Annotated in this window: 19 protein-coding genes; 16 read left to right on the top strand and 3 right to left on the bottom strand. The window is 42.0% G+C overall.

Annotated features, from left to right (window positions below):
* Positions 1 to 28: 28 nt before the first annotated feature.
* The gene (locus tag DW938_RS12235; protein ID WP_118125118.1) at positions 29 to 715 is read left to right on the top strand and encodes a hypothetical protein; all 687 of its coding nucleotides are present in this window, start codon (positions 29 to 31) and stop codon (positions 713 to 715) included.
* Here the strand turns inward: DW938_RS12235 and DW938_RS12230 are convergent.
* Positions 712 to 897: a hypothetical protein gene (locus tag DW938_RS12230; RefSeq protein ID WP_117898115.1), complete on the bottom strand. Its 186-nt coding sequence runs from the start codon at positions 895 to 897 to the stop codon at positions 712 to 714. The two genes, DW938_RS12235 and DW938_RS12230, sit on opposite strands and share 4 nt — an antisense overlap.
* A 235-nt stretch (positions 898 to 1,132) precedes the next feature.
* Between DW938_RS12230 and DW938_RS12225 the strand changes: the two genes are divergently transcribed.
* Both DW938_RS12225 and DW938_RS12220 read left to right on the top strand, forming a co-directional pair.
* Complete coding sequence (locus DW938_RS12225) at positions 1,133 to 2,884, top strand: 1-deoxy-D-xylulose-5-phosphate synthase (RefSeq protein WP_118125116.1); 1,752 nt, start codon at positions 1,133 to 1,135, stop codon at positions 2,882 to 2,884.
* Positions 2,885 to 2,991: 107 nt separating this feature from the next.
* The gene (locus DW938_RS12220; protein WP_118125114.1) at positions 2,992 to 3,678 is read left to right on the top strand and encodes a DUF2461 domain-containing protein; all 687 of its coding nucleotides are present in this window, start codon (positions 2,992 to 2,994) and stop codon (positions 3,676 to 3,678) included.
* Between the two features lie 434 nt (positions 3,679 to 4,112).
* Here the strand turns inward: DW938_RS12220 and DW938_RS12215 are convergent, their stop codons facing one another.
* A complete protein-coding gene (locus DW938_RS12215; protein ID WP_242991983.1) occupies positions 4,113 to 5,042 on the bottom strand; it encodes an AEC family transporter in 930 nt (309 codons plus the stop codon).
* 284 nt (positions 5,043 to 5,326) lie between these two features.
* On the opposite strand from DW938_RS12215, the gene DW938_RS12210 reads away from it, so the two are divergent.
* From DW938_RS12210 to DW938_RS12200, 3 genes are all read left to right on the top strand, one after another.
* Positions 5,327 to 6,235 (top strand): hypothetical protein, encoded by a 909-nt coding sequence (locus tag DW938_RS12210; RefSeq protein WP_118125112.1) that lies wholly within the window; start codon positions 5,327 to 5,329, stop codon positions 6,233 to 6,235.
* A gap of 153 nt (positions 6,236 to 6,388) precedes the next feature.
* A complete protein-coding gene (locus tag DW938_RS12205; RefSeq protein ID WP_117863422.1) occupies positions 6,389 to 6,844 on the top strand; it encodes a CBS domain-containing protein in 456 nt (151 codons plus the stop codon).
* Between the two features lie 26 nt (positions 6,845 to 6,870).
* On the top strand, positions 6,871 to 8,004 hold the full coding sequence (locus DW938_RS12200; RefSeq protein ID WP_118125110.1) for a serine hydrolase: 1,134 nt from the start codon (positions 6,871 to 6,873) through the stop codon (positions 8,002 to 8,004).
* A gap of 238 nt (positions 8,005 to 8,242) precedes the next feature.
* Here DW938_RS12200 and DW938_RS12195 read toward each other — a convergent pair whose 3' ends face one another.
* Positions 8,243 to 8,896 (bottom strand): HAD family phosphatase, encoded by a 654-nt coding sequence (locus DW938_RS12195; RefSeq protein WP_118125108.1) that lies wholly within the window; start codon positions 8,894 to 8,896, stop codon positions 8,243 to 8,245.
* Positions 8,897 to 9,110: 214 nt separating this feature from the next.
* On the opposite strand from DW938_RS12195, the gene DW938_RS12190 reads away from it, so the two are divergent.
* The 10 genes from DW938_RS12190 to DW938_RS12145 all read left to right on the top strand — a co-directional run bounded on the left by DW938_RS12190 (position 9,111) and on the right by DW938_RS12145 (position 20,205).
* On the top strand, positions 9,111 to 9,767 hold the full coding sequence (locus DW938_RS12190) for a hypothetical protein (RefSeq protein WP_118125107.1): 657 nt from the start codon (positions 9,111 to 9,113) through the stop codon (positions 9,765 to 9,767).
* 67 nt (positions 9,768 to 9,834) lie between these two features.
* Positions 9,835 to 12,456 (top strand): ATP-dependent chaperone ClpB, encoded by a 2,622-nt coding sequence (gene clpB, locus DW938_RS12185; protein WP_118125105.1) that lies wholly within the window; start codon positions 9,835 to 9,837, stop codon positions 12,454 to 12,456.
* Positions 12,457 to 12,708: 252 nt separating this feature from the next.
* On the top strand, positions 12,709 to 15,051 hold the full coding sequence (locus DW938_RS12180; protein ID WP_118125103.1) for a vWA domain-containing protein: 2,343 nt from the start codon (positions 12,709 to 12,711) through the stop codon (positions 15,049 to 15,051).
* A gap of 104 nt (positions 15,052 to 15,155) precedes the next feature.
* Positions 15,156 to 15,635 (top strand): helix-turn-helix domain-containing protein, encoded by a 480-nt coding sequence (locus tag DW938_RS12175; protein ID WP_118125101.1) that lies wholly within the window; start codon positions 15,156 to 15,158, stop codon positions 15,633 to 15,635.
* On the top strand, positions 15,635 to 15,787 hold the full coding sequence (locus tag DW938_RS12170) for a hypothetical protein (protein ID WP_242992541.1): 153 nt from the start codon (positions 15,635 to 15,637) through the stop codon (positions 15,785 to 15,787). The genes DW938_RS12175 and DW938_RS12170 overlap by 1 nt, the downstream gene beginning before the upstream one ends.
* 197 nt (positions 15,788 to 15,984) lie before the next feature.
* A complete protein-coding gene (locus DW938_RS12165) occupies positions 15,985 to 16,698 on the top strand; it encodes a lantibiotic protection ABC transporter ATP-binding protein (protein WP_118125098.1) in 714 nt (237 codons plus the stop codon).
* Positions 16,691 to 17,422: a lantibiotic immunity ABC transporter MutE/EpiE family permease subunit gene (locus tag DW938_RS12160; protein ID WP_118125096.1), complete on the top strand. Its 732-nt coding sequence runs from the start codon at positions 16,691 to 16,693 to the stop codon at positions 17,420 to 17,422. Before DW938_RS12165 ends, DW938_RS12160 begins: the two co-directional genes overlap by 8 nt.
* A 1-nt stretch (position 17,423) precedes the next feature.
* Positions 17,424 to 18,164, top strand: coding sequence for a lantibiotic immunity ABC transporter MutG family permease subunit (locus DW938_RS12155; protein WP_005330844.1), 741 nt, complete (start codon positions 17,424 to 17,426; stop codon positions 18,162 to 18,164).
* A 14-nt stretch (positions 18,165 to 18,178) separates the two neighbouring features.
* On the top strand, positions 18,179 to 18,841 hold the full coding sequence (locus DW938_RS12150) for a response regulator transcription factor (protein ID WP_072521435.1): 663 nt from the start codon (positions 18,179 to 18,181) through the stop codon (positions 18,839 to 18,841).
* Complete coding sequence (locus DW938_RS12145) at positions 18,829 to 20,205, top strand: HAMP domain-containing sensor histidine kinase (RefSeq protein WP_118125095.1); 1,377 nt, start codon at positions 18,829 to 18,831, stop codon at positions 20,203 to 20,205. Before DW938_RS12150 ends, DW938_RS12145 begins: the two co-directional genes overlap by 13 nt.
* Positions 20,206 to 20,600 lie beyond the last annotated feature (395 nt).

Here is a 20,600-nt window from a genome sequence, read left to right as displayed (position 1 = left end):
GGCACTGCTTCTAAGAAAGGAAATCCATATGATATACAAAATAACCTTGTTTGACGCCAACTGTCCCTCATGCACAAGCGGTACAGCTTCGTTTTTTACTGAGGATATCGACGAATTTGAACACAATTATTTTTCTGATGAAAATGTGGGATCGAACCAGCTTGAAGCGCAGAAACAACGCTATTTCCGCAGTAAGGCAGGAGAAATTGTCACCGACTATTACTCCGATGCCCCTGAGTTGAACATTTTTCAGTATGCAGAATATGGCACTATCGAAAAGCGAAAGACTTTTCATTACAAGGACAAGATCTTTGAGCTTCACAACGGATATTTAATTCCTTATCCTATATACGCCGCAGAAGCTATTATCGAGCTGGCGCAGATAGCTTTTAAAAAGAACCCTGATGAGGAGGGCGAAAAGTATCTTGCGGCAAGATATTCACTGAGCGGAGTGTGCTGTGTGGGTTCTTCTTCGGATAAGTTCGAGGACTGCACCCCTTATGGAAATCCTATTATCAAGACCTGCTATCCTGAAGATCTGCCGTACAAAGGTGAAAAAGAAATCTATTCTGATTGCAAACTGTCAACATTTGCATGGGTGGAGCTGTATCAAAACTGTTTCAAGGGCGACCATGTCAATGGCTATGAGATAGAAGAGCCTACAGAAGAACAGCTTGCGTGTATAATGCGTGATATTCCAGGGGAGGCAGGCTAGTCTGCTGTGATGACACTGCCTATATCAATGTCGTTTTCTCTGAGATATCGGTCAGCTATTTTCAACCATTTTTGTGTGCCGTTAGAGCTTTCGATCAAAACACTGCACATGAGTTCGCTGTCCTCCGGTATACCCTCGCAGCCGTAATCCTCTTCACTTATGTCTATAACTTTGTATTTCATGCTTTCAAGACCTTTCCGGTGTGATATTGGTGATACTATAATTATAGCACGGCATTAATTTTTTTCAAGAGAAATATACTAAGCACGGCACATGACCGTGCTTTTTTTGTTAGGTTGATTGTTAATAAAATGTAAAATATCTCTACAACCTGTTGACTTGGAGCTAACTCCAGGTGGTACAATATAAGTAAGCTAAAGCTAAGAAAAATTATAAGCAAAACAGGAGGAAATGAAAATGTATCTTGAAAAAATAAACTCACCTGCTGACGTTAAAAAGCTCACTGTTGATGAAATGACAGCGCTGGCTGAGGAAATGAGAAAGGCTCTGCTTTTCAGGCTCAGCAAGCATGGCGGACATTTTGGTCCTAACTTCGGCATGGTGGAAGCCACTATCGCAATGCACTATGTTTTTGAGTCCCCCAAGGATAAGATAGTTTTTGACGTTTCACATCAAAGCTATCCACATAAAATGCTCACAGGCAGAAAGGAGTCCTACCTTGACGCTGACAAGTTCGATGATATCTCAGGCTACACAAACCCGGAGGAGAGCGAGCATGACTTTTTTACGGTTGGCCATACTTCCACTTCTGTGAGCCTTGCAAGCGGTCTTGCAAAGGCCAGAGATCTCAAGGGCGAGGAGGGTAATGTTATCGCTGTTATAGGCGACGGCTCTCTCAGCGGTGGCGAAGCTCTGGAGGGTATCGACTTTGCAGGGGAAATGGATACAAACTTCATAATCGTTGTGAACGATAACGATATGTCTATCGCAGAAAACCACGGCGGTATGTACAGAAATCTCAAGCTTCTTCGTGATACCGAGGGCAAGGCTGAATGTAACCTTTTCAAGGCAATGGGTCTTGACTATGTTTTCGTTAAGGACGGCAACGATATTCCTTCGCTTATTGAGGCTTTTGAGGGCGTAAAGGACAGCAAAAAGCCTGTTGCCGTTCATATTGTAACACAAAAGGGCAAGGGCTATGCTCCTGCGGAAAAGGATAAGGAAACATGGCACTGGCATATGCCCTTCGACCCTGAAACAGGCAAGTCCCTTTACAATTCTGAGGGCGAGGATTACGGCACTGTTACCTGCAATTATCTTCTTGAGAAAATGCAGGCTGACAAGTCCGTGTGTGCTATAACTTCCGCTACTCCGACAGTTTTCGGCTTCACTCCTGATGTCAGAAAGAAAGCAGGCAAGCAGTTTATGGACGTGGGCATTGCAGAGGAACACGCAGTGGCACTTGCCTCTGGTATCGCCAAGAACGGCGGAAAGCCTTTCTACGGTGTTTACAGCTCGTTCTTACAGCGTACCTACGACCAGCTTTCTCAGGACGTTTGCATAAATAAAAGTCCTGTTACAATAGCTGTTTTTGCGGCTTCGGTTTACGGCATGAGTGACGTTACTCACCTTGGAATTTACGATATACCGATGATATCAAATATCCCTGAGCTTGTTTATCTTGCTCCTGTTACAAAGGAAGAATATCTTGCAATGCTGGATTGGTCCCTTGAACAGAAAGAACACCCTGTTGCAATAAGAGTTCCTGCAAGCATTGTTTCAGACGGCAAGCCTTTCACAAAGGATCTTTCAAAGCTCAACAAGTATGAGATGACACAGCAGGGAAGTCAGGTTGCTGTTATCGCACTTGGCTCGTTCTACAGCATGGGCGTTGAGGCCGCAAAGCTTATCGAGGAAAAGACAGGTGTCAAGGCTACTGTAATAAACCCTTACTATATCACAGGCGTTGACAAGGAAATGCTTGAAAGCCTTAAAGCTGACCACAAGGCTGTTATCACTCTTGAGGACGGTGTTCTTGAAGGCGGCTTTGGCGAGAAGATAGCAAGATTTTACGGTGACAGTGATGTAAAGACCCTTTGCTTTGGTCTTGAAAAGAAGTTCTATGACCGCTATGACCCTGCTGAGGTGCTGAAAGAAAATCATCTTACTCCTGAGCAGATAGCTGAGGACGTTATAAAGACACTTTAGTAAATTTTGTCATTAAGGAGCCTGCTTTGGCAGGCTCTTTTTTCTTGATTAAAAATGCAAATCGTGATATACTATAATAAGTTTAGAAACATCAAGGAGAGAGAAAAATGCTATTTAGTGAAGAGGCTATCGGCTTTTTGTTTGAAAATCACACGAGAGATAGTAAGGAATGGTTCAAGGAGCATAAGGCGGATTATCACAGGCTCATAGAAGAGCCTTTTGCGGAGCTTATCACTGCGCTCACGCCTATAATGAACGATATTGACAGCAGGATAGTATGCAATCCGAAAAAGATATCAAGGCTTTACAAAGACGCACGTTACAACAAGGGCGGACCGATATTCAGAGAGAGCGTGTGGTGTTCTTTGAAATGCCAGCGCGACAAAAGCGAATATCACCCCATGCCTGAGTTTTATTTCTATATCTCTACCCACGGTTTCGGCTATGGTTGTGGATATTACAAAACCGACAGAGAAAGCATGGACGAAATGAGGGCGATGATACTTGCAGGTGCGCAGGAATATAAAAAGGCTTACAAGGCGCTGAAAGACAACAGCAAGTTCGTTTTGTTCGGTGACGAGTATAAGCGTGACCATTTTCCAAATGCCAGCCGTGAGGACGCTTTGTGGCTCAACAAAAAGGACATAGGCGTAAGCTTTGACAGTGAAGACCCTAAGCTGCTTTTCAACGTGAACTTGCTGGACACAGTATGCAGTGACCTTGCTTCTCTTGGAGATGTATACAGATTTTTTATGAGGGCGGAGGATAATATTTTGCAGAAAAAAGTAAAATAGCGGAGAAATTGTGTCTTGCTTGAGAATGCTTTCTGACAATTTTGTGTAAAACGCTATAAATTTTCTGGTTGTTTTATTGAAATATACAATTTATATGCTATTTGTTCAAAGAAATATTGACAGTGAATTAATTATATGTTATACTTTTATTATCCGAGGCACCGATGAAGTAAGGTGTATACTATGGGTGGATAAAAAATTATAAAGGCAAGACGTTTGAAATCTTTTGAACGGTGTTGTCATGAAGGGGATCAGTGTGTGCGGCAGGCTTTTTATAGAATTACCTGCGGTGCAGCAAAAAGAGTGATAAAAAAATGCTCTCCGAGGTTTTCGGAAAGCATTGCAGAGCGTAGCTTGTTTATCTTTTCACAGCCTGTGCAGCGAAATGCTGACAGGTCTTTTTGTTTATATGGATATGTTTGCTTAGGCTGACTTTAAATGTGATATGTAATTCTGTCGGCAAAGATAGTTATAAGCGGCAGAGTTACAGCACTGAGAATAGTGGTGACTGTAAAGATCTCTGAGGCTGTTTTAGGGTCCTTGTCAAGGTTTACAGCGAACATTGTACACATGGTCGCTGCAGGGCAGGCGGCGGCTATGGTAACTGTCATAAGAACTATCGGAGGAGGATCAAGTATCCACATTGCAAAGAAGCCTGCCACAGGGAGTATTAGGAGCTTGCACAGTGAAACGTAGTAGATACGGCGGTTTTGAAGAGCTTTCAAAACGTTGGTCTGTGCGGCTGTTGCACCTGCTATCACCATGGCGATAGGCGTGTTCATATCTGCTATGTACTGCAAAGCTGTTGCAGGAACTTTCGGCAGTCTGACATTTGTAAGATAGCAAATAAGACCGACCACAACGGCTATAACTGACGGTGAGATAAGGGCTTTCACAAGAGAAGAAAAGTCACGCTCGCCTTTCATTGTCATAAGTCCGTGCGTCCAGATAAGGACGTTGAAGAACGTAAGATACGCTGTAAGATACAAAACGCCCTCTGAGCCGTAAATGCCGTTTATAAGGGGTATGCACATGAATGCACAGTTTGAATATATTGACGAAACACGCTCCACCGCAAGGTCGGGAGTCTTTTTTCTTATAAGAACATAGGTGAGCAAGATAGTCACTGCATAGGATATCGCTGACAGCAGAAAAGACCACAGCAATCCATGCACAAGTGTCTTGTCATATTTTGACTGATAGGACATGAATATAAGCACAGGATTGATTATATTCAGTGCGAATGAGGACAACTGTTTTGTACCGTCCTTTGTGATTATCCCTTTTAAATAGCAAAATGCGCCTATAATAAGGATAATGAACATTATTATTATTTGGTTTCCGATTATCAGACCTGCTTCCATTTTTACTTCCTCTTTCACATATATTTTTCTTCTTTAGGTGCTCTTTCGTCAGAATACCCAAATATTATACCAGACTTTTGTGAAAAAAGCATGAACTCACAGTATACATTGATAGGTGATTTTTGTGATTTTTATGTGCGTAAATAAGGTAAAATAGCAAATAATTCACCGATCTTTACGCTCTGCCTTATCTCTTGACATAAAAGTTTAAGGGGTGTATAATGTTAACAGCAGTATTGTCTTGAAAAAGAAATATAGTACATGGTCTGAAAGGATATTTACATATGGATATAAAGAAAATATGTGCGGCTCTCTGCGCTTGCGTGGTATGCTTGTGTGCAGCGGGCTGTTCAAAGGATAGTAAGGACAGCTCATCTGCCACAGAGAGCAAGGCGAACGTTTCAACAGCCGACAATGCCGACAGCGCAAAGTCTGAGGACAGCAAGGGTGACGAGAGTGATGCAGACAGTAAGGTATTGAACGAGCAGGGTGAGCTTATTACAAAAACTGCTGCGATCTTTGATGGTGACTACACTCTGAAAACGACCTGCACAGAGGCCGACGGCTCAAAGCAGGAGGTAGTAAGAGCCAAAAAGGGCGGAAACATCTATCTGAAAGTCACATCGGATATAGGCACCAGCGGATTTATCTATGTTGACGGAGCAGGATATGATTATGATAACGTGACCGGTGTTTATCACAAGTCAGACGTGACGGAGCTTGACGGCGTTCTTGAAAGCATAGTCAAGCAAAACCTGCCGAGAACCTATGGCCATATAAACAGTGATGAGGCTGATGATTTCGATATCGAGGAGTACACTTATACGGGCGACACATACATTACTGCTATCGACCTGTATTTTGATAAATCTGACGGAAGCTTAAAAAAATACACGCAGACCTTTACCATTGAAGGCTCAGATGATACAGTTTCAGAATACACTGTTGACGAGCTTTCGGGGGACGCTGACGACAGCCTGTTTGACGTATCTCAGGCGACGAGTCTTGTGGACTTTGACAGTATGTCAGAGGATCAGAGGCTTGGCTATTGTCAGGGTATCTTCAACAAAGCAGGCGTTACAACAGACGATCTCAGTGCAGGGGGTTTTCAGACGGACGATCTTAAGACCATATCCTATGACAGCTTTGTGAGCCTTGTTTACACATACGGCTACAAGTCTGCACAGCAGTAAGTCAAAATGCACAATTTCAGCGTGGAGATTTGTTGAAAACGCAGGGCGGAAAATGCCCTCTCTATGCTTTACTTGTATGCGTTTTTTTGGTATAATTATAAGTGCGGTCTTTACCGCATAAAAACGTATGCTTACAAGAGGATATATATAAAAATGAATATACTAAAGTTTTTGAAGCCGAAGGCTTGTGTGGATTTTGTCTATGATGACAACACAGCAAGGCAGGCTCTTGAGAAAATGAAAAATCACGGCTTTACCGCTGTGCCTGTTATCGACCGTGAGGGCAGATATGTAAAGACCCTTGCAGAGGGCGACTTTCTGTGGTTCATGCTTAATAATGGCATTCAGGATATGCGTGAGCTGGAAAAATATAAGATAAGCGAGATAACAAGGCGTGTCAGAATGAAACCCGTCTATGTTTATTCTACTATCGAGGATCTGATACTTCTTTCAATGGATCAGAACTTTGTGCCTGTTATTGATGACAGGGAAGTTTTTATAGGTATTGTGACGAGAAGAGATATACTTAAATATTGTCACGATACTCTTAACGAGTATGAAGCGAAATATGGTCATAAGGAAGAAAAAGAGGAGATAGGTGCAGTATAAGCACCAGGAAAGGAATTGTTGTAAAAATGAAGAGGACAAACAAAAAGGGCGGCGCAGCTATAGTTGCTGTGCTTATAGTTATAATGCTTGTGGCTGTCGGTTCAGCGGCACTGGTGGTGACAGGAAGATATACCATTCAGGCAAGCAAGGTGGCAGACGCAGTTGTTAGGGTGGACAGCAAACCTGAGGAAAGCTCTTCTGAGGAGGTTTCAGAGGTTGACGACCTTTCATCAGTTGTGGAAGAGCCTGTGAGCAATTATCCTGTGAAGTCTGCAAATTATCAGGATATAAATATAAAGGGTATGACAGCAAACACGGCTATACTTGTTGACGCTGACACAAACGAGATAGTTGCAGGTTATAATTACGAGAAAAAGGTATATCCTGCTTCTCTTACAAAGATGCTTACGCTTCTTGTAGCCGCAGAGAATATTCAGGATATGGACGCTACATATAAGTTCACAAGCGATGATATCGACCCTCTTATCGAGGACAACGCATCAAGAGCAGGCTTTGAAGCCGGAGAAACTGTTACAATGAAAGACCTGCTTTATTCAGCTATCCTTGTGAGCGGTGCTGACGGCACAACAGGTCTTGCAAACGCAGTTGCAGGCTCAGAGGAGAAGTTTGTTGAGCTTATGAACGCTAAGATCCAGGAGCTTGGTCTTACCGGCACAAAGTTTGTGAATGCAAGCGGTCTGCACAACAAAAATCATTATTCCACAGCGCAGGATATCGCAGTTATCACAAAGGCGGCTATGGATAACGAAACTTGTCGTGAAGTGCTTACAGCAACAAAGTACACAACTTCAAAGACAAAACAGCACAAGGACGGTATCGAGCTTACAAGCATTGTTGCACAGAGAATTGAGGGCTACTATGTGGATTGTGACGGTGACGGCGAGGCTGACGACGGCATAAGCATCGAGGGCGGAAAGACAGGCTTCACCGACGAAGCAAAGTACACCCTTTCAACTATACTTGATGATAACGGACACAAATATATTTGTGTTACAACAAAGTCTAAGGACGAGCTGAAGTCTGTTGAGGATCAGATAGCTATTTATGAAAAATATCTGGGCGGCAAGGCTTCTGATAATAAAGACAAGGACAGCAAGACGGACACTGACACGTCTTCTGTTTCTGAGGTCGAGGATTAATTAGATAGGATAAAAAATAAATGCGGATATCGTGGAGGTATCCGCATTTTTGTATTTGATTGCAATTTAATGTAGGGGCGAACAGCGTTCGCCCGTCGAAGTGATAAAGCTATCGGTTTTACTATCCCTATGTAGCGTTTGTGTCAATTCGTGTAACATTGTATCAATTTTTATAGCGTTTTTACAAAAAGCGGGCGAACAATGTTCGCCCCTACATGGATTGACAGAATATATCATATCACACAAGCTTTTGTATCACACCTATGACATTGGAAAGGTCATCACAGCAGGCATACAGAAGCTTTTTTGTTCCCTCGTCAGGCTGTGAAAGGTCGGGTATCATAACAGGCTTGCAGCCTGCGGTGTGGGCGGAGCGTATGCCGTTTGGTGAGTCCTCAAGGGCAATGCACTCGCCAGGGTCAAGCCCCAGCTCCTTTGCGGCGGCGAGATAAATATCAGGGGCAGGCTTGCCGTTTTCTATCATGTTTCCGCAGATAAGCTTGTCAAATCTGTCAATGATATTTATAGAGCTGAGATACAGCGTGGTGCGCTGTAGGTCGGTGGCAGTGGCAACGGCTTTTTTCAGCCCTGTGCTGTCAAGATAGTCAAGAAGCTCATCAAGCCCCTTTTTCTTTTCTATGCCGTTTTGCCTGATAAATTCGTTCATAAGCTCGATACGCTTTGCACGAACTTTGTAGTAATCAAAATCCTCTCCGAAAATGCCTTTAAGATGTGGGATAGCATACTTCGCCGCAAGAGAGCGTATGCCCAGAACGTGTTCCTTTGTCATTGGATAGCCGTAATGATTCGCCGCCTCACACCAAAACCTTGTGAGTAGCTTTTCCGTATCTATCATTAGTCCGTCCATATCAAATATAACGCCTTTGAGCATTTTTATCACGCCTTTCCAACTTGGTATCTGTTATTATATCACACTTTTGACAAGTTTTCAATAAAACTGCACAAATTAGAGGTGCAGAACATACATTCTATTGTGCATCTATATAATTCGTAATTAAAATTATATAATCCTATTGACAAATTATTAGAATGTGGTATAATAAGTTACGGTAAGAAAAGTAAAAACAGAAAGGACTGAGAGCAAAGTGAACAAGAGCGTGTATAGTCTGGTGCTTGCAGACGATGTGGTGGAGGCTATTGACAGACTGGCATATTCCATGAATACCAGCCGTTCAAATCTGATAAATCAGATTTTGGCGGAGCGTGTCCAGCTTCTCACCCCTGAAAAAAGAATGCGTGAGATATTCTCTAAAATAGAACAGCTTATGGACAGCAGGTTTCAGACCCTTAATCAGCCCTCTGACGCTATGATGTCTATAAAAAGTCCTTTGAGATATAAATATAAGCCGACCATACGATACAGCATAGAGCTGAGCCGAGATTTTCACGGAAAGGTGGGCAGACTGAAAGTATCTTTCAGAACTCAAAGCCTGCAGCTCATTTCAATGCTTGACAGCTTTTTTAAGCTGTGGGCAAGGCTCGAGGAAAAATATCTTTCGTATCTTTTCACAACGGGTGTGCCTTATGAAACAGCCGAGGGCAGATTTACAAGAGATTTTTACGCACCGCCTCAGTCGGAGCTGACCGACGAGGATATAGCGAACGCTATCGGTGATTATATAAGCTGTATGGACAGCTGTATTCAGCTTTACTTTGACAACGCTGCAGAACCTGAAACGGCGGCAAGAAAGGTATCTGAAATGTATGAAAGATATCTGAAAAAAGGCGTTGTCGTTCTTTAAACGGTGGGCGGAGCATTCCGCCTGCTGTGAGCATATATCTTTTTAAGATGATAAGGGAGGTAATTTTATGAACGCTCAGAAATTGACACAGAAATCATTGGAAGCTTTGCAGGAAGCGCAGAGCATTGCCTCAAGAAACTCAAATCAGGCTGTTGACCAGCAGCACCTTATGCTGGCTTTGCTTTCACAGGAAAACGGTCTTGTGCCGCAGCTTTTTGTAAAAATGGATATCGCCCCTGAAAATATCGAGGCGGCTCTTACAAGAGCAGTTGACGATATACCTAAGGTACAGGTAGGCGGACGTGCGCAGGACTCTGTATACATTTCAAGCGACCTTGACAAGGCTTTTGCGGAAGCCGAGTCGGAAGCTTCAAGAATGAAGGACGAATACGTTTCGGTTGAACATCTTGTTATGGGCATAATGGACAGCCCTAACAGCACAGTAAAAGAGATCTTCAAGACCTTTGGGGTAACAAAAACAAAGTTTCTGAAAGTTCTTCAAGCTGTAAGAGGAAACGCTCAGGTAACGAGCCAGAACCCTGAGGAAACATATGACGTGCTGAAAAAGTACGGTCAGGATCTTGTGGAGCTTGCAAGACAGAACAAGCTCGACCCTGTTATCGGCAGAGACAGCGAGATAAGAAACGTTATAAGGATACTGTCAAGAAAGACAAAGAACAATCCTTGCCTTATTGGTGAGCCTGGCGTTGGTAAGACCGCCATTGCAGAGGGTCTTGCTCAGCGTATCGTCAGCGGAGATGTTCCTGACAGTCTGAAAGACAGACAGGTTTTCTCACTTGATATGGGTGCGCTTATCGCAGGCGCAAAATACAGAGGCGAGTTTGAGGAAAGATTCAAGGCAGTCGTTGAGGAGATAAAGAAGTCTGAGGGCAGGATAATCCTCTTTATAGATGAGCTTCACAATATCGTTGGCGCAGGCAAGTCAGACGGCGCAATGGACGCAGGCAACCTGCTGAAACCTATGCTTGCAAGGGGCGAGCTCCATTGTATCGGTGCAACGACTCTTAACGAGTACCGTCAGTATATCGAAAAGGACGCCGCTCTTGAAAGACGTTTCCAGCCTGTTATGGTTGACGAGCCGACAGTTGAGGACACTATCTCTATACTTCGTGGACTTAAAGAAAGATACGAAGTTTTCCACGGCGTAAAAATTCAGGATCAGGCGCTTATTGCAGCGGCTGTTCTTTCAAACAGATATATCACAGACAGATTTCTCCCTGATAAGGCTATCGACCTTGTGGACGAAGCCTGCGCACTCATCAGAACGGAAATGGACTCAATGCCTACAGAGCTTGATGAGATAAGACGTAAGATACTCCAGCACGAGATAGAGGAAACTGTCCTTAAAAAGGAAACTGATAAGCTTGCAGTTGAACATCTCCATGAGGTGCAGAAAGAGCTTTCAGAAATGCGTGAGCAGTTCAATGAGATGAAAGCTAAATGGGAGAATGAGAAGTCTGCTATCTCTAAGGTGCAGAAGCTCCGTGAGGATATCGAGCAATGCTCAAAGGATATCGAGAGAGCAGAGCGTGAATATGACCTTAACAAGCTTGCAGAGCTGAAATATGGCAGAATGGCTGACTTGCAGAAGCAGCTTGCCGAGGAAGAAGAAAAGGCAGAGAAGTCAAAGACAAAGAACACTCTGCTAAGAGATAAGGTAACAGAGGAAGAGATCGCAAGGATAATCTGCCGCTGGACAGGTATCCCTGTTGCAAAGCTTATGGAGGGCGAGCGTGAGAAGCTTCTCCACCTGCCTGATATCCTCCATGAAAGAGTTATCGGTCAGGACGAAGCTGTTGAGCGTGTGTCTGAGGCTATCATGAGATCTCGTGCCGGTATCGCAAATCCAAATCAGCCGATAGGTTCGTTCCTGTTCCTCGGTCCTACAGGCGTTGGTAAAACAGAGCTTGCAAAAACTCTTGCGCAGGCTTTGTTTGATGACGAGAACAATATCGTTCGTATAGATATGTCGGAGTACATGGAGAAATTCAGCGTAAGCCGTCTTATTGGAGCGCCTCCGGGATATGTAGGCTATGAGGAGGGCGGTCAGCTCACCGAGGCTGTAAGAAGAAAGCCTTATTCAGTAGTTCTTCTTGACGAGATCGAAAAGGCTCACCCTGACGTTTTCAATATCCTTTTGCAGGTGCTTGACGACGGACGTATCACAGACTCACAGGGCAGAACGGTTGACTTCAAGAACACTATCATAATCCTCACTTCAAACCTTGGTTCTCCTTATATCCTTGAGGGCATCACACCTGAGGGCGAGATATCTCAGGAAGCAAGGGACAAGGTGGACGCTCTGCTGAAACAGCAGTTCAGACCTGAGTTTCTTAACAGACTTGATGATATAATCTACTACAAGCCTCTTATGAAGACGGAGATATACAAGATAGTTGACCTTATGCTTGCAGAGCTTGGCAAGCGTCTTGAAGACAAGAGGCTCAGCATAGAGGTAACAGACGCCGCTAAGGAAGCTATCGTAAATCAGGGCTACGATCAGAACTTCGGTGCAAGACCTCTCAAGAGGTTTATCCAAAGACGTATCGAAACTCTTATTGCAAAGAAAATCATTGCAGACGAGCTTGAGCCTGATTCTATCTTGCAGGTAGATTATGACAAGGACTTCGTTGTGAACGTTATCTATAATACTGTTACGGAAGAGTGATAGTATTATGCCAAAGGGCAGTTCCGAGAGGGGCTGCCCCTTTTTTTGTGGAAAAAGAAGGTTTTAATTTATTTTAGGTTAATAATAAAAAAATTATCTTGTTAATGTTTTGGTAAGATATACTGTTTGTAAACAAAAAAGAACAGTTTATTTTGTGAATTATTCTAGGCTATTTTGCTTGCAAATAAGATACATATATGCTAAAATATTAATATCGTGAAATATGTGATCTGATAAGGGGAATTAATATTTATGAAAGCAAATTTTTCTGATACGAATGATTTTGTTCAGAGCATGAACAGAGGAAAGCGCAAAAAGAAGATAGCGTTGCTGGTGCTGTGTATAGTGCTTGCGTTCCTTGTGGCTGCCTGTGTTATCGTGGGTCTAAAAATAAGGGAAAATAACCGTATCGCCATGGCGAAATCGGTCATAACAAAGCTTGATATAAGCACTACCTTCAAGGAGTCGGAGTTTTCTGACGATCAGGACTGGGACGGTGACGGCATAAAGAATGCCGATGAGGTACGTCATGGCACTAACCTTCAAAGCGAGGATACTGACAATGACGGAATAAGCGACGGCGATGAGACGAAGCTAGGCACGAACCCTATTGAAGCCGATACTGACGGCGACGGTCTTCTTGACGGCTATGAGCTTATGGCAGGCACAAATCCGAGAGAGTCAAAGTCTGACGGAAAGACCAATGACGCTGAAAGAGAGCTTACAGTGGAAAAAAATGCAGGGGACTGCCGCCTTGAAATAAAGGGCGACGCAAACGCTGCCAGTGCGACCCTCGTTGAGCTTGACCTCTTTGGTATCTCTTCAAATGCAAGTATCGTCACAAAGGCTTATGACGCTTATTCTGACTATAAGTTCAACTCGGCAAAGATAACTTTTGATATCGACTCTGCAAAGCTGAGTAAAATGGGATATTCATTTGATGACCTTACAGTGCTGAGATTTGATTCACGCTCGACCCTTTACACAAAGGTGGATTCAAAGGCAGACAAGAGCAAAAAGACAGTTTCTGCTTCTCTTACAGAGCTTGGCACTTATGTGGTAGGCGTTGAGAAAACTGTAAACGATGAAGCCACAACAAGGATCTGCTTCCTCGTTGATAACTCCGGCTCTATGTATCCAAAGGAGCAGTGTGTAACTTCTTCTGAGAATGATGTTGACTTCAAGCGTCTTGAATTTGCAAAGAATCTTATCGACAAGTTTGAGAGCCACTATCAGGTCGGCATTTGCAAGTTCACAGGAAGCTACAAAAAGATGGTAGACTTCACTGATGATAAGACGAAGCTTACGGAAGCGCTCGATAAGATAAAGTCTGAGAAAGAGATATTTAACGGCACTCACAGCCAGACGGCTCTTAAAAAGTGCATGGGCGAGTTCAAGGCAACTTCCGGTGGAAAATACAGAAATATCATCGTGATGCTCACAGACGGCGAGTCTGACGAGTTTAATCCTGCAAGCGTTTCAAGCCTTGCAAATACTGCAAAGGATAAGGACATAATCGTTCTCACAGTTGGTCTTGGCAGAGATGTTGACAGAGATTGGCTTCAGGAGCTTGCTTATTCCACAGGCGGAAAGTATTACTCAGCTTCCGACGCAAACGCCCTCAATGACGTTTACAAGCAGATAGTTACTACACTGAACTATGATATCGTTACATACACAAACGCTGACGATAACGTAAGAGGTTATTCACTTTACAACACAGGCTTTGATCCAAAGGTGAACGGCTTCTCATTCAAGAATTTCAGAACAACAACTACCGCAAGCGTTGACTTCGGCATGGCTGTTATGGCAAGAGATTGGTATCTCGGAAACGTAAAAACTTCTCTTGGGGATATCACTCCGTCAGATAAGAGCGACATAAAGGTGAATGCCGCAGGCTATGACATAAGCGGAACAGACTTTGGTAAACAGTATGACGAAAGAGTGCCGCTTAGCAAGATAACCTCAGACCTTTTTGCGGGCACATATTCAGACGTTACAAAGTATCTCGACTATTCCTGCACAGGGGATATTCTCACCCTTAATGATGACTATAAGTATGACAGCAAGAACAAGGGCTGGGTAAAGGACGTTACGAAAATATCAGGCGGCAATCTCCGCTGGAAAAAGGTAGAACTGCTTGATATGGATATAGCAAACGGCATTGAAAAAATAAAGGGTGGCTATTCCTCAAATGACGCAGAGTTCGCAAAGGCACTCTACAGACTTAACGCCCTCCAGTGGGACGATTCTTCGTCAGAGTATAACCTTAACAACGACAGTAAGGGCTTTGAAAAGCTTGAAGACCAGCTCAGCCTTGGCATACCAGTTGTTACAACTATAGACGATACTCATACAGTGAACGCTATCGGACTTATTCAGGATTCTGATTGCCACAGAAAATATATCCTTCAGATATATGACAACAACTATCCTGGGGAAACAAAACAGCTTTATATCCAGAAGCTTCCGAAGTGCAAGCTCAAGATAGACAGCAATGGCAAGGCGACAGTTGTTGGCACAACGTTTGAGTATTCCGCAACATATGAGGGCAAGCAGGTCGGCATAGAATTTTCTGACGTGACAGCTCATTAATAAGAACAAAAAAACGGAACGGCTTTTGAAATGCTCCCCTTTTGTTAGATAATGTGGTATAATAGAAATATACCAATAAAAATCTGACAAAAGGGGGCATTTTTATGCCAAAAGGACAGCCGAACAAAAGATACACACCGGAATTCAAAATCAAAGTAGTGGAAACAATGCACAGAGAAAAGTTAAGCTATCGTGAAACTGCACGTCAATTTGACATACCGAATAGCAGAGTAACAGCATGGGAACGAATCTATATTGAAGAAGGAGCGGAGGGACTTTACGCAGAACGCAGAGGAAGGAAATCCACAGGGCGACCTCCGAAAATTAAGAAAGAAGAAGATCTGATCGCAGAAGTACAGCGTCTTCGTGCGGAGAATGCATACTTAAAAAAATTGAATGCCTTGGTTGCCGAGCGGGTACAGCAAGAGAAAAAGCAAAAGAGCTTGGATGCGGAGCAGTATGCTTTGAAGGAAATATTGATTTTTATGGAAAAAGCGGATTCAGACAGGCGGGTGAGTTTGGCATCCGCTATCATGGATTGCCGGAAGGCGAGGATACATCTTTCTTTCTGTGCGAAGAACTGATGCCGGGATATCTTAATGGAATTACAGGAGAGTATGCACCTCCGGCAAGGTATCTGGTAAATGAAAAGGAAGCAGAGGCATTTGATAGAGAGTTCCCGTATATGGAGAAGAAAAAACTTCCGGGACAGATTTTTGAAGGAGATATTCGGTAAATTAGGACTTCGTATTTGTAACAGCTTTGCTGATTTCAGTGGAAAGCCGAGTTCTGATAATGATATTCAATTGATGGTTTATTCCATACGAGAATAAAAATAGAGTAGACGAATTATTTAGCAATCTTCATCAAATCTTTATTTTTTTCTGTTAGGTTATATTTCAGTAAGAAATGAAATATGGAAGGATAGTAAAGATGGAAATGATGTTGCAGACACAAAATTTGTGTAAATATTTTAGAAAGCAGAAAGCGGTAAATAATGTTTCACTTAATATCGAAAAGGGACAGATTTATGAACTGCTTGGACCGAATGGCGCTGGTAAATCTACCACATTGAAAATGCTGACCGGTATGATGAAACCAACTGCAGGAAAGATTTACTTTGATGGAAAACTTTTGGATAGGAAAGATTTATCAAAAATAGGAGCGTTAATTGAAAATCCGCCTATTTATGAAAATCTTTCCGCCAGAGAGAATTTGAAGGTAAGACAATTATTGCTTGGTACAGATGAAAACAGAATTGATGAGGTCTTGCAGATTGTATCACTTACAAACACCGGAAAGAAGAAAGCAGGACAGTTTTCTTTGGGGATGAAGCAAAGACTAGGCATTGCAATGGCATTGCTTGGAGAACCGGAACTTTTGATATTGGATGAACCTACGAATGGATTAGATCCAATAGGCATCGAGGAATTACGAGAGCTGATCCGGTCTTTTCCGGAACAGGGAATCACTGTAATTCTCTCCAGTCATATTCTCTCAGAGGTACAGTTACTTGCAGATAAAGTCGGGATTATTTCAGGTGGAATCTTAGGATACGAAGGAGCATTAAAGCAGGGAGATAATCTTGAAGATTTGTTTATGAATGTGGTAAGAAAAAACCAGAAAGCAGGTGAAATCCATGGTTAATATTATAAAAGCAGAACATCAAAAAGCCAAAAGAACCATGCGAAAAAAGTTTATCTGGGGATTTCCTCTTCTTACATTTGTCATGGCATTTATATTTACTCTTGGGATGACAAATGCTTATGCAGAAAGTGTTTGGAACTGGTGGTATACACTTTTGCTGCCGGGGATGATTGCTCTATTTTGTTATCTTTCTGTGGCGCAGGAGAAAAAGATAAAATACTATCATTTAATGACTATTCCCACAGACAGAAGAAAATTGTTGCTGGGGAAAATTATTTATATTGGGTACATGATTTTGTTTTCTAATGTGATTGTGTTTGCAGGAGCAACGCTTGGAGGCTTTCTTCTAACGACACATGTTCCAGTTGGAGGAGCGTTGATTGCAGTATTGTTTCTGACGGTTTCTGAGTTATGGGAGATTCCGCTAGCTTTATTTTTAAGTGAACGATTTGGAATGATTGTAAACCTGTTCGTCTGCCTATTTATTACCGTGAGCGGTGTGGTAATATCACAAACCAGAATCTGGTATGTACTTGTTTCTGCAATCCCTATGCGAATGATGTGCCCGTTGCTTCATGTTTTACCAAATGGACTTGCCGCAGAAGCAGGGAATCCTCTTTTGGATACGGGAGTCATTGTTCCGGGAATGTGTCTCTCAATCATCTGGTTTGTTTTTGTAACGGTTCTGTTTTTGAAATGGTTTGAGAGAAGAGAGGTGAAATAAGATGATTGGAAGATCTCTTAATGCAGACTTGCGAAAGATGAAAGGAACATCTGTGATTCTGGCACACTTACTGATTCCGATTATAACCAGCGTTATATTTTTAATATATTACTTTTTTTCACCATGGAATGAAAATATGAAAGTGATTGCATTTTATCAGGCAATAGGAGCAGGACTTCCGGTACTTATTGGAATTTTTACAGCAAGTGTGATGGAACAGGAACAAAATGCAGGTGATTTTCAAAATCTGTTGTCTTTACCGGATAAACCTGCAGCATTTTTATCGAAACTGTTGATGCTACTGGTTTTGTGTCTGTGCTCTATCTTATTGACAGCAATCATATTCGGAATTGGATTTGGAAGAATCGCATCAAGCGATATCGAAATCATGAAAGGATGTATATTTGCAGCATTGCTGCTGTGGGGAAGCAGTGTTCCACTTTATCTGTGGCAGCTGATTCTGGCTTTTCAGTTTGGAAAAGGGGTATCCATTGGAGCAGGGATCATATCAGGACTAATTAGTGCATTGATGCTTACCGGACTTGGAGATTATGTATGGAAATATGTATTTGTCTGCTGGACGGGTAGAGTACCATATACTTATCTGCAATCTGTATTGGGAGAAACTAGTGTAGGTGAATGGTTGTCATTCATACCAGGTTGCTTAATATTTACAGGGATTAGTATGGTATACTATTTTTGGTGGGTAAACCACTGGGAAGGAAACAGAATATCGGAATAGAATCGAGGGAAACTATGGCAAAAATACTGGCAGTTGATGATGAACCGGCAATTCTGGAAATGATAGAAAGCATTTTGAATAAGGATGGACATCTGGTTACCAAAGTAAGTAATCCGCTGAAACTTAATATGGAAGAATTACATCGTTATGACCTGATTTTACTTGACATTATGATGCCTGGAATGGACGGCTTTGAATTATGCAAAAGAATCAGGGCACTTGTGGATTGTCCGATTTTGTTTCTTACCGCAAAAACGGAGGAAAAAAGTCTGGTGAACGGACTTTCGTTGGGAGCAGATGATTATATTTCAAAGCCATTTGGAGTGATGGAACTTCGGGCAAGGATTCATGCACATCTTAGAAGAGAGCACAGGGAACATTCTGTCCGGATGGTTTTGGGGAGGGTCTGTATTCAAATATCTCAAAAGAAACTATTGGTTGATGATAAGGAACTTCCTCTTACGAAAGCGGAGTACGAAATTTGTGAATTCCTGGCTAAAAACAGGGGACAGGTTTTCTCGAAAGAACAGATTTTAGAAGAGGTCTTTGGTTTTGACAGTGAGAGTAATGACAGTACCATTATCACGCATATCAAAAATATAAGAGCAAAATTTGCGGATTATGATTATACACCGATAAAAACAGTCTGGGGGATTGGGTATAAATGGGAAGAGTAAAGAGAAGCAATTCACTCAGCTGGATTTTTATGAGATATGTACTGGTCATGCTTGGATCATTAGTAGGTTTGGTGATTGTTGCTTGGCTGCTGCTGTACCTTTTGATTAGTGTGGGCTGTATCTATCCGGCGAATTATGCAGAGCAAAAGATTAATGAAGCATATGATACGATTTTACGTGCGGATAAAGTAACTGCTGAGATGATTCCTGCACTTTGTGATTATGTAATCTTTTCAGAGAATGGAGAGAAAATAGGTGGAGATCTGTCAGAACAATACGAACAGATAGCATGGAATGTTGCAAAGTACGGAAACGCATCCGGGAAATATTTTTATAAAGTAATTGTAAGGGAAAATGAATATGTTGTATTGCAATATCGCCTGACACCTCAATATCATTCAGCTTTTTTGAGGGAGCATTTTATAGGACCACAGAATGTGATGAGTATTATGTCAGTGATTGGAGCGGTAGCGATTATCATCATTCCGTCCATATGTTTTGGAAAAAGAATCAAAAAGCAGATGCAGCCTGTATTAGACACAATCAGACAAATAAAGGATCAAAATCTGGAATATGAGACATCCTGTTCCGGTATCAAAGAGTTTGATGACTGTTTATCGGCAATCGATGATATGCGAGATGCATTGCGAGAATCTTTAGAAAAGCAGTGGAAAACAGAGCAGGAAAAGAAACAACAGATGTCTGCTTTGGCGCATGATATTAAAACACCTCTTACGATTGTACGGGGAAATGCAGAACTACTTTCAGAGACTGAACTGACCACAGAACAGAAGAATAATATCACTTATGTTTTGAACGGCACAACACAGATACAAAGTTATGTAAAACAGTTGATAGATGTCACAAAATCATGGAATTGCAGTGATGTTACCTATACAACGGTGAGGTTAGAAGATTTTTTCGCAGATATAAAGGAACAGGCACTCGGACTGGTAGAAATCTATCACCAGAAAATAGATTGGAAGGCGGGACAAAGTGATAAAAAGGTAACGATTGCTTATGATCCAATGTTCCGGGCCGTAATGAATATGATTCAGAATGCAGTGGAGCATACAAAAGAAAATGGAATCATTTATATTGACGCAAAGGAGCAGGATGGCCGGCTGACATTCATTGTGGAGGATAGCGGATCAGGATTTACAAAAGAAGCATTATTGCATGGCACAGAGCAGTTTTTTATGGATGACACAAGTAGAAATGGCGAAGCCCATTATGGGATGGGACTATTTTTTGCAAAAACTGTGGCTGAAAAATATGGTGGAGGTATTAAACTTTCAAATTCTGAAAATACAGGTGGGGCGAGGGTAGAAATATTTTTCCTGAGTAGTCAAGAAACAAGCTAAATAGACCGCAATTAAGCTATGTAAAAGAAATTTTACATGCTTTTATCTAATATGTAAAAGCCTTTTGATAGACATTACTACTACGTTTGCTGTAATCTCATGGAAGAAGGAGGCATACAGAATTATGATAGCTGATAAAATTAAAAATGCTCGTACTATTCTTTATTACATAACTATCATTATAGTTGGGATTATATGCGCATATAAGAAGAGAATAATATAACTTTTGTTATGATATCAAATGATTTTTTCATTTAATATAACATTGCATTGGATGAAAAAATGTGTTTGGAGATGAAAACAGAATCGAATTGAAGGTTGACGATTCAAACATACAAAGGGGCTGTAAAAAAAGTTCCCAAGAAAAAAGGCTGCGATCTTGCCAAAAAGCAAGA

The sequence above is a fragment of the Ruminococcus sp. AM43-6 genome (genome assembly GCF_003461785.1).
Taxonomy (GTDB): Bacteria; Bacillota; Clostridia; order Oscillospirales; family Ruminococcaceae; genus Hominimerdicola; species Hominimerdicola aceti.
The sequence above is the reverse complement of the archived record's forward strand: the minus strand, read 5'-3'. Positions and strand labels throughout refer to the sequence as shown.

Coding starts and splice junctions, on each gene's coding strand:
- DW938_RS12235 (WP_118125118.1), top strand. CDS start 29: ATGATATACAAAATAACCTTGTTTGACGCCAACTGTCCCTCATGCACA.
- DW938_RS12230 (WP_117898115.1), bottom strand. CDS start 897: ATGAAATACAAAGTTATAGACATAAGTGAAGAGGATTACGGCTGCGAG.
- DW938_RS12225 (WP_118125116.1), top strand. CDS start 1,133: ATGTATCTTGAAAAAATAAACTCACCTGCTGACGTTAAAAAGCTCACT.
- DW938_RS12220 (WP_118125114.1), top strand. CDS start 2,992: ATGCTATTTAGTGAAGAGGCTATCGGCTTTTTGTTTGAAAATCACACG.
- DW938_RS12215 (WP_242991983.1), bottom strand. CDS start 5,042: ATGGAAGCAGGTCTGATAATCGGAAACCAAATAATAATAATGTTCATT.
- DW938_RS12210 (WP_118125112.1), top strand. CDS start 5,327: ATGGATATAAAGAAAATATGTGCGGCTCTCTGCGCTTGCGTGGTATGC.
- DW938_RS12205 (WP_117863422.1), top strand. CDS start 6,389: ATGAATATACTAAAGTTTTTGAAGCCGAAGGCTTGTGTGGATTTTGTC.
- DW938_RS12200 (WP_118125110.1), top strand. CDS start 6,871: ATGAAGAGGACAAACAAAAAGGGCGGCGCAGCTATAGTTGCTGTGCTT.
- DW938_RS12195 (WP_118125108.1), bottom strand. CDS start 8,896: ATGCTCAAAGGCGTTATATTTGATATGGACGGACTAATGATAGATACG.
- clpB (WP_118125105.1), top strand. CDS start 9,835: ATGAACGCTCAGAAATTGACACAGAAATCATTGGAAGCTTTGCAGGAA.
- DW938_RS12180 (WP_118125103.1), top strand. CDS start 12,709: ATGAAAGCAAATTTTTCTGATACGAATGATTTTGTTCAGAGCATGAAC.
- DW938_RS12175 (WP_118125101.1), top strand. CDS start 15,156: ATGCCAAAAGGACAGCCGAACAAAAGATACACACCGGAATTCAAAATC.
- DW938_RS12170 (WP_242992541.1), top strand. CDS start 15,635: ATGCCGGGATATCTTAATGGAATTACAGGAGAGTATGCACCTCCGGCA.
- DW938_RS12165 (WP_118125098.1), top strand. CDS start 15,985: ATGGAAATGATGTTGCAGACACAAAATTTGTGTAAATATTTTAGAAAG.
- DW938_RS12160 (WP_118125096.1), top strand. CDS start 16,691: ATGGTTAATATTATAAAAGCAGAACATCAAAAAGCCAAAAGAACCATG.
- DW938_RS12155 (WP_005330844.1), top strand. CDS start 17,424: ATGATTGGAAGATCTCTTAATGCAGACTTGCGAAAGATGAAAGGAACA.
- DW938_RS12150 (WP_072521435.1), top strand. CDS start 18,179: ATGGCAAAAATACTGGCAGTTGATGATGAACCGGCAATTCTGGAAATG.
- DW938_RS12145 (WP_118125095.1), top strand. CDS start 18,829: ATGGGAAGAGTAAAGAGAAGCAATTCACTCAGCTGGATTTTTATGAGA.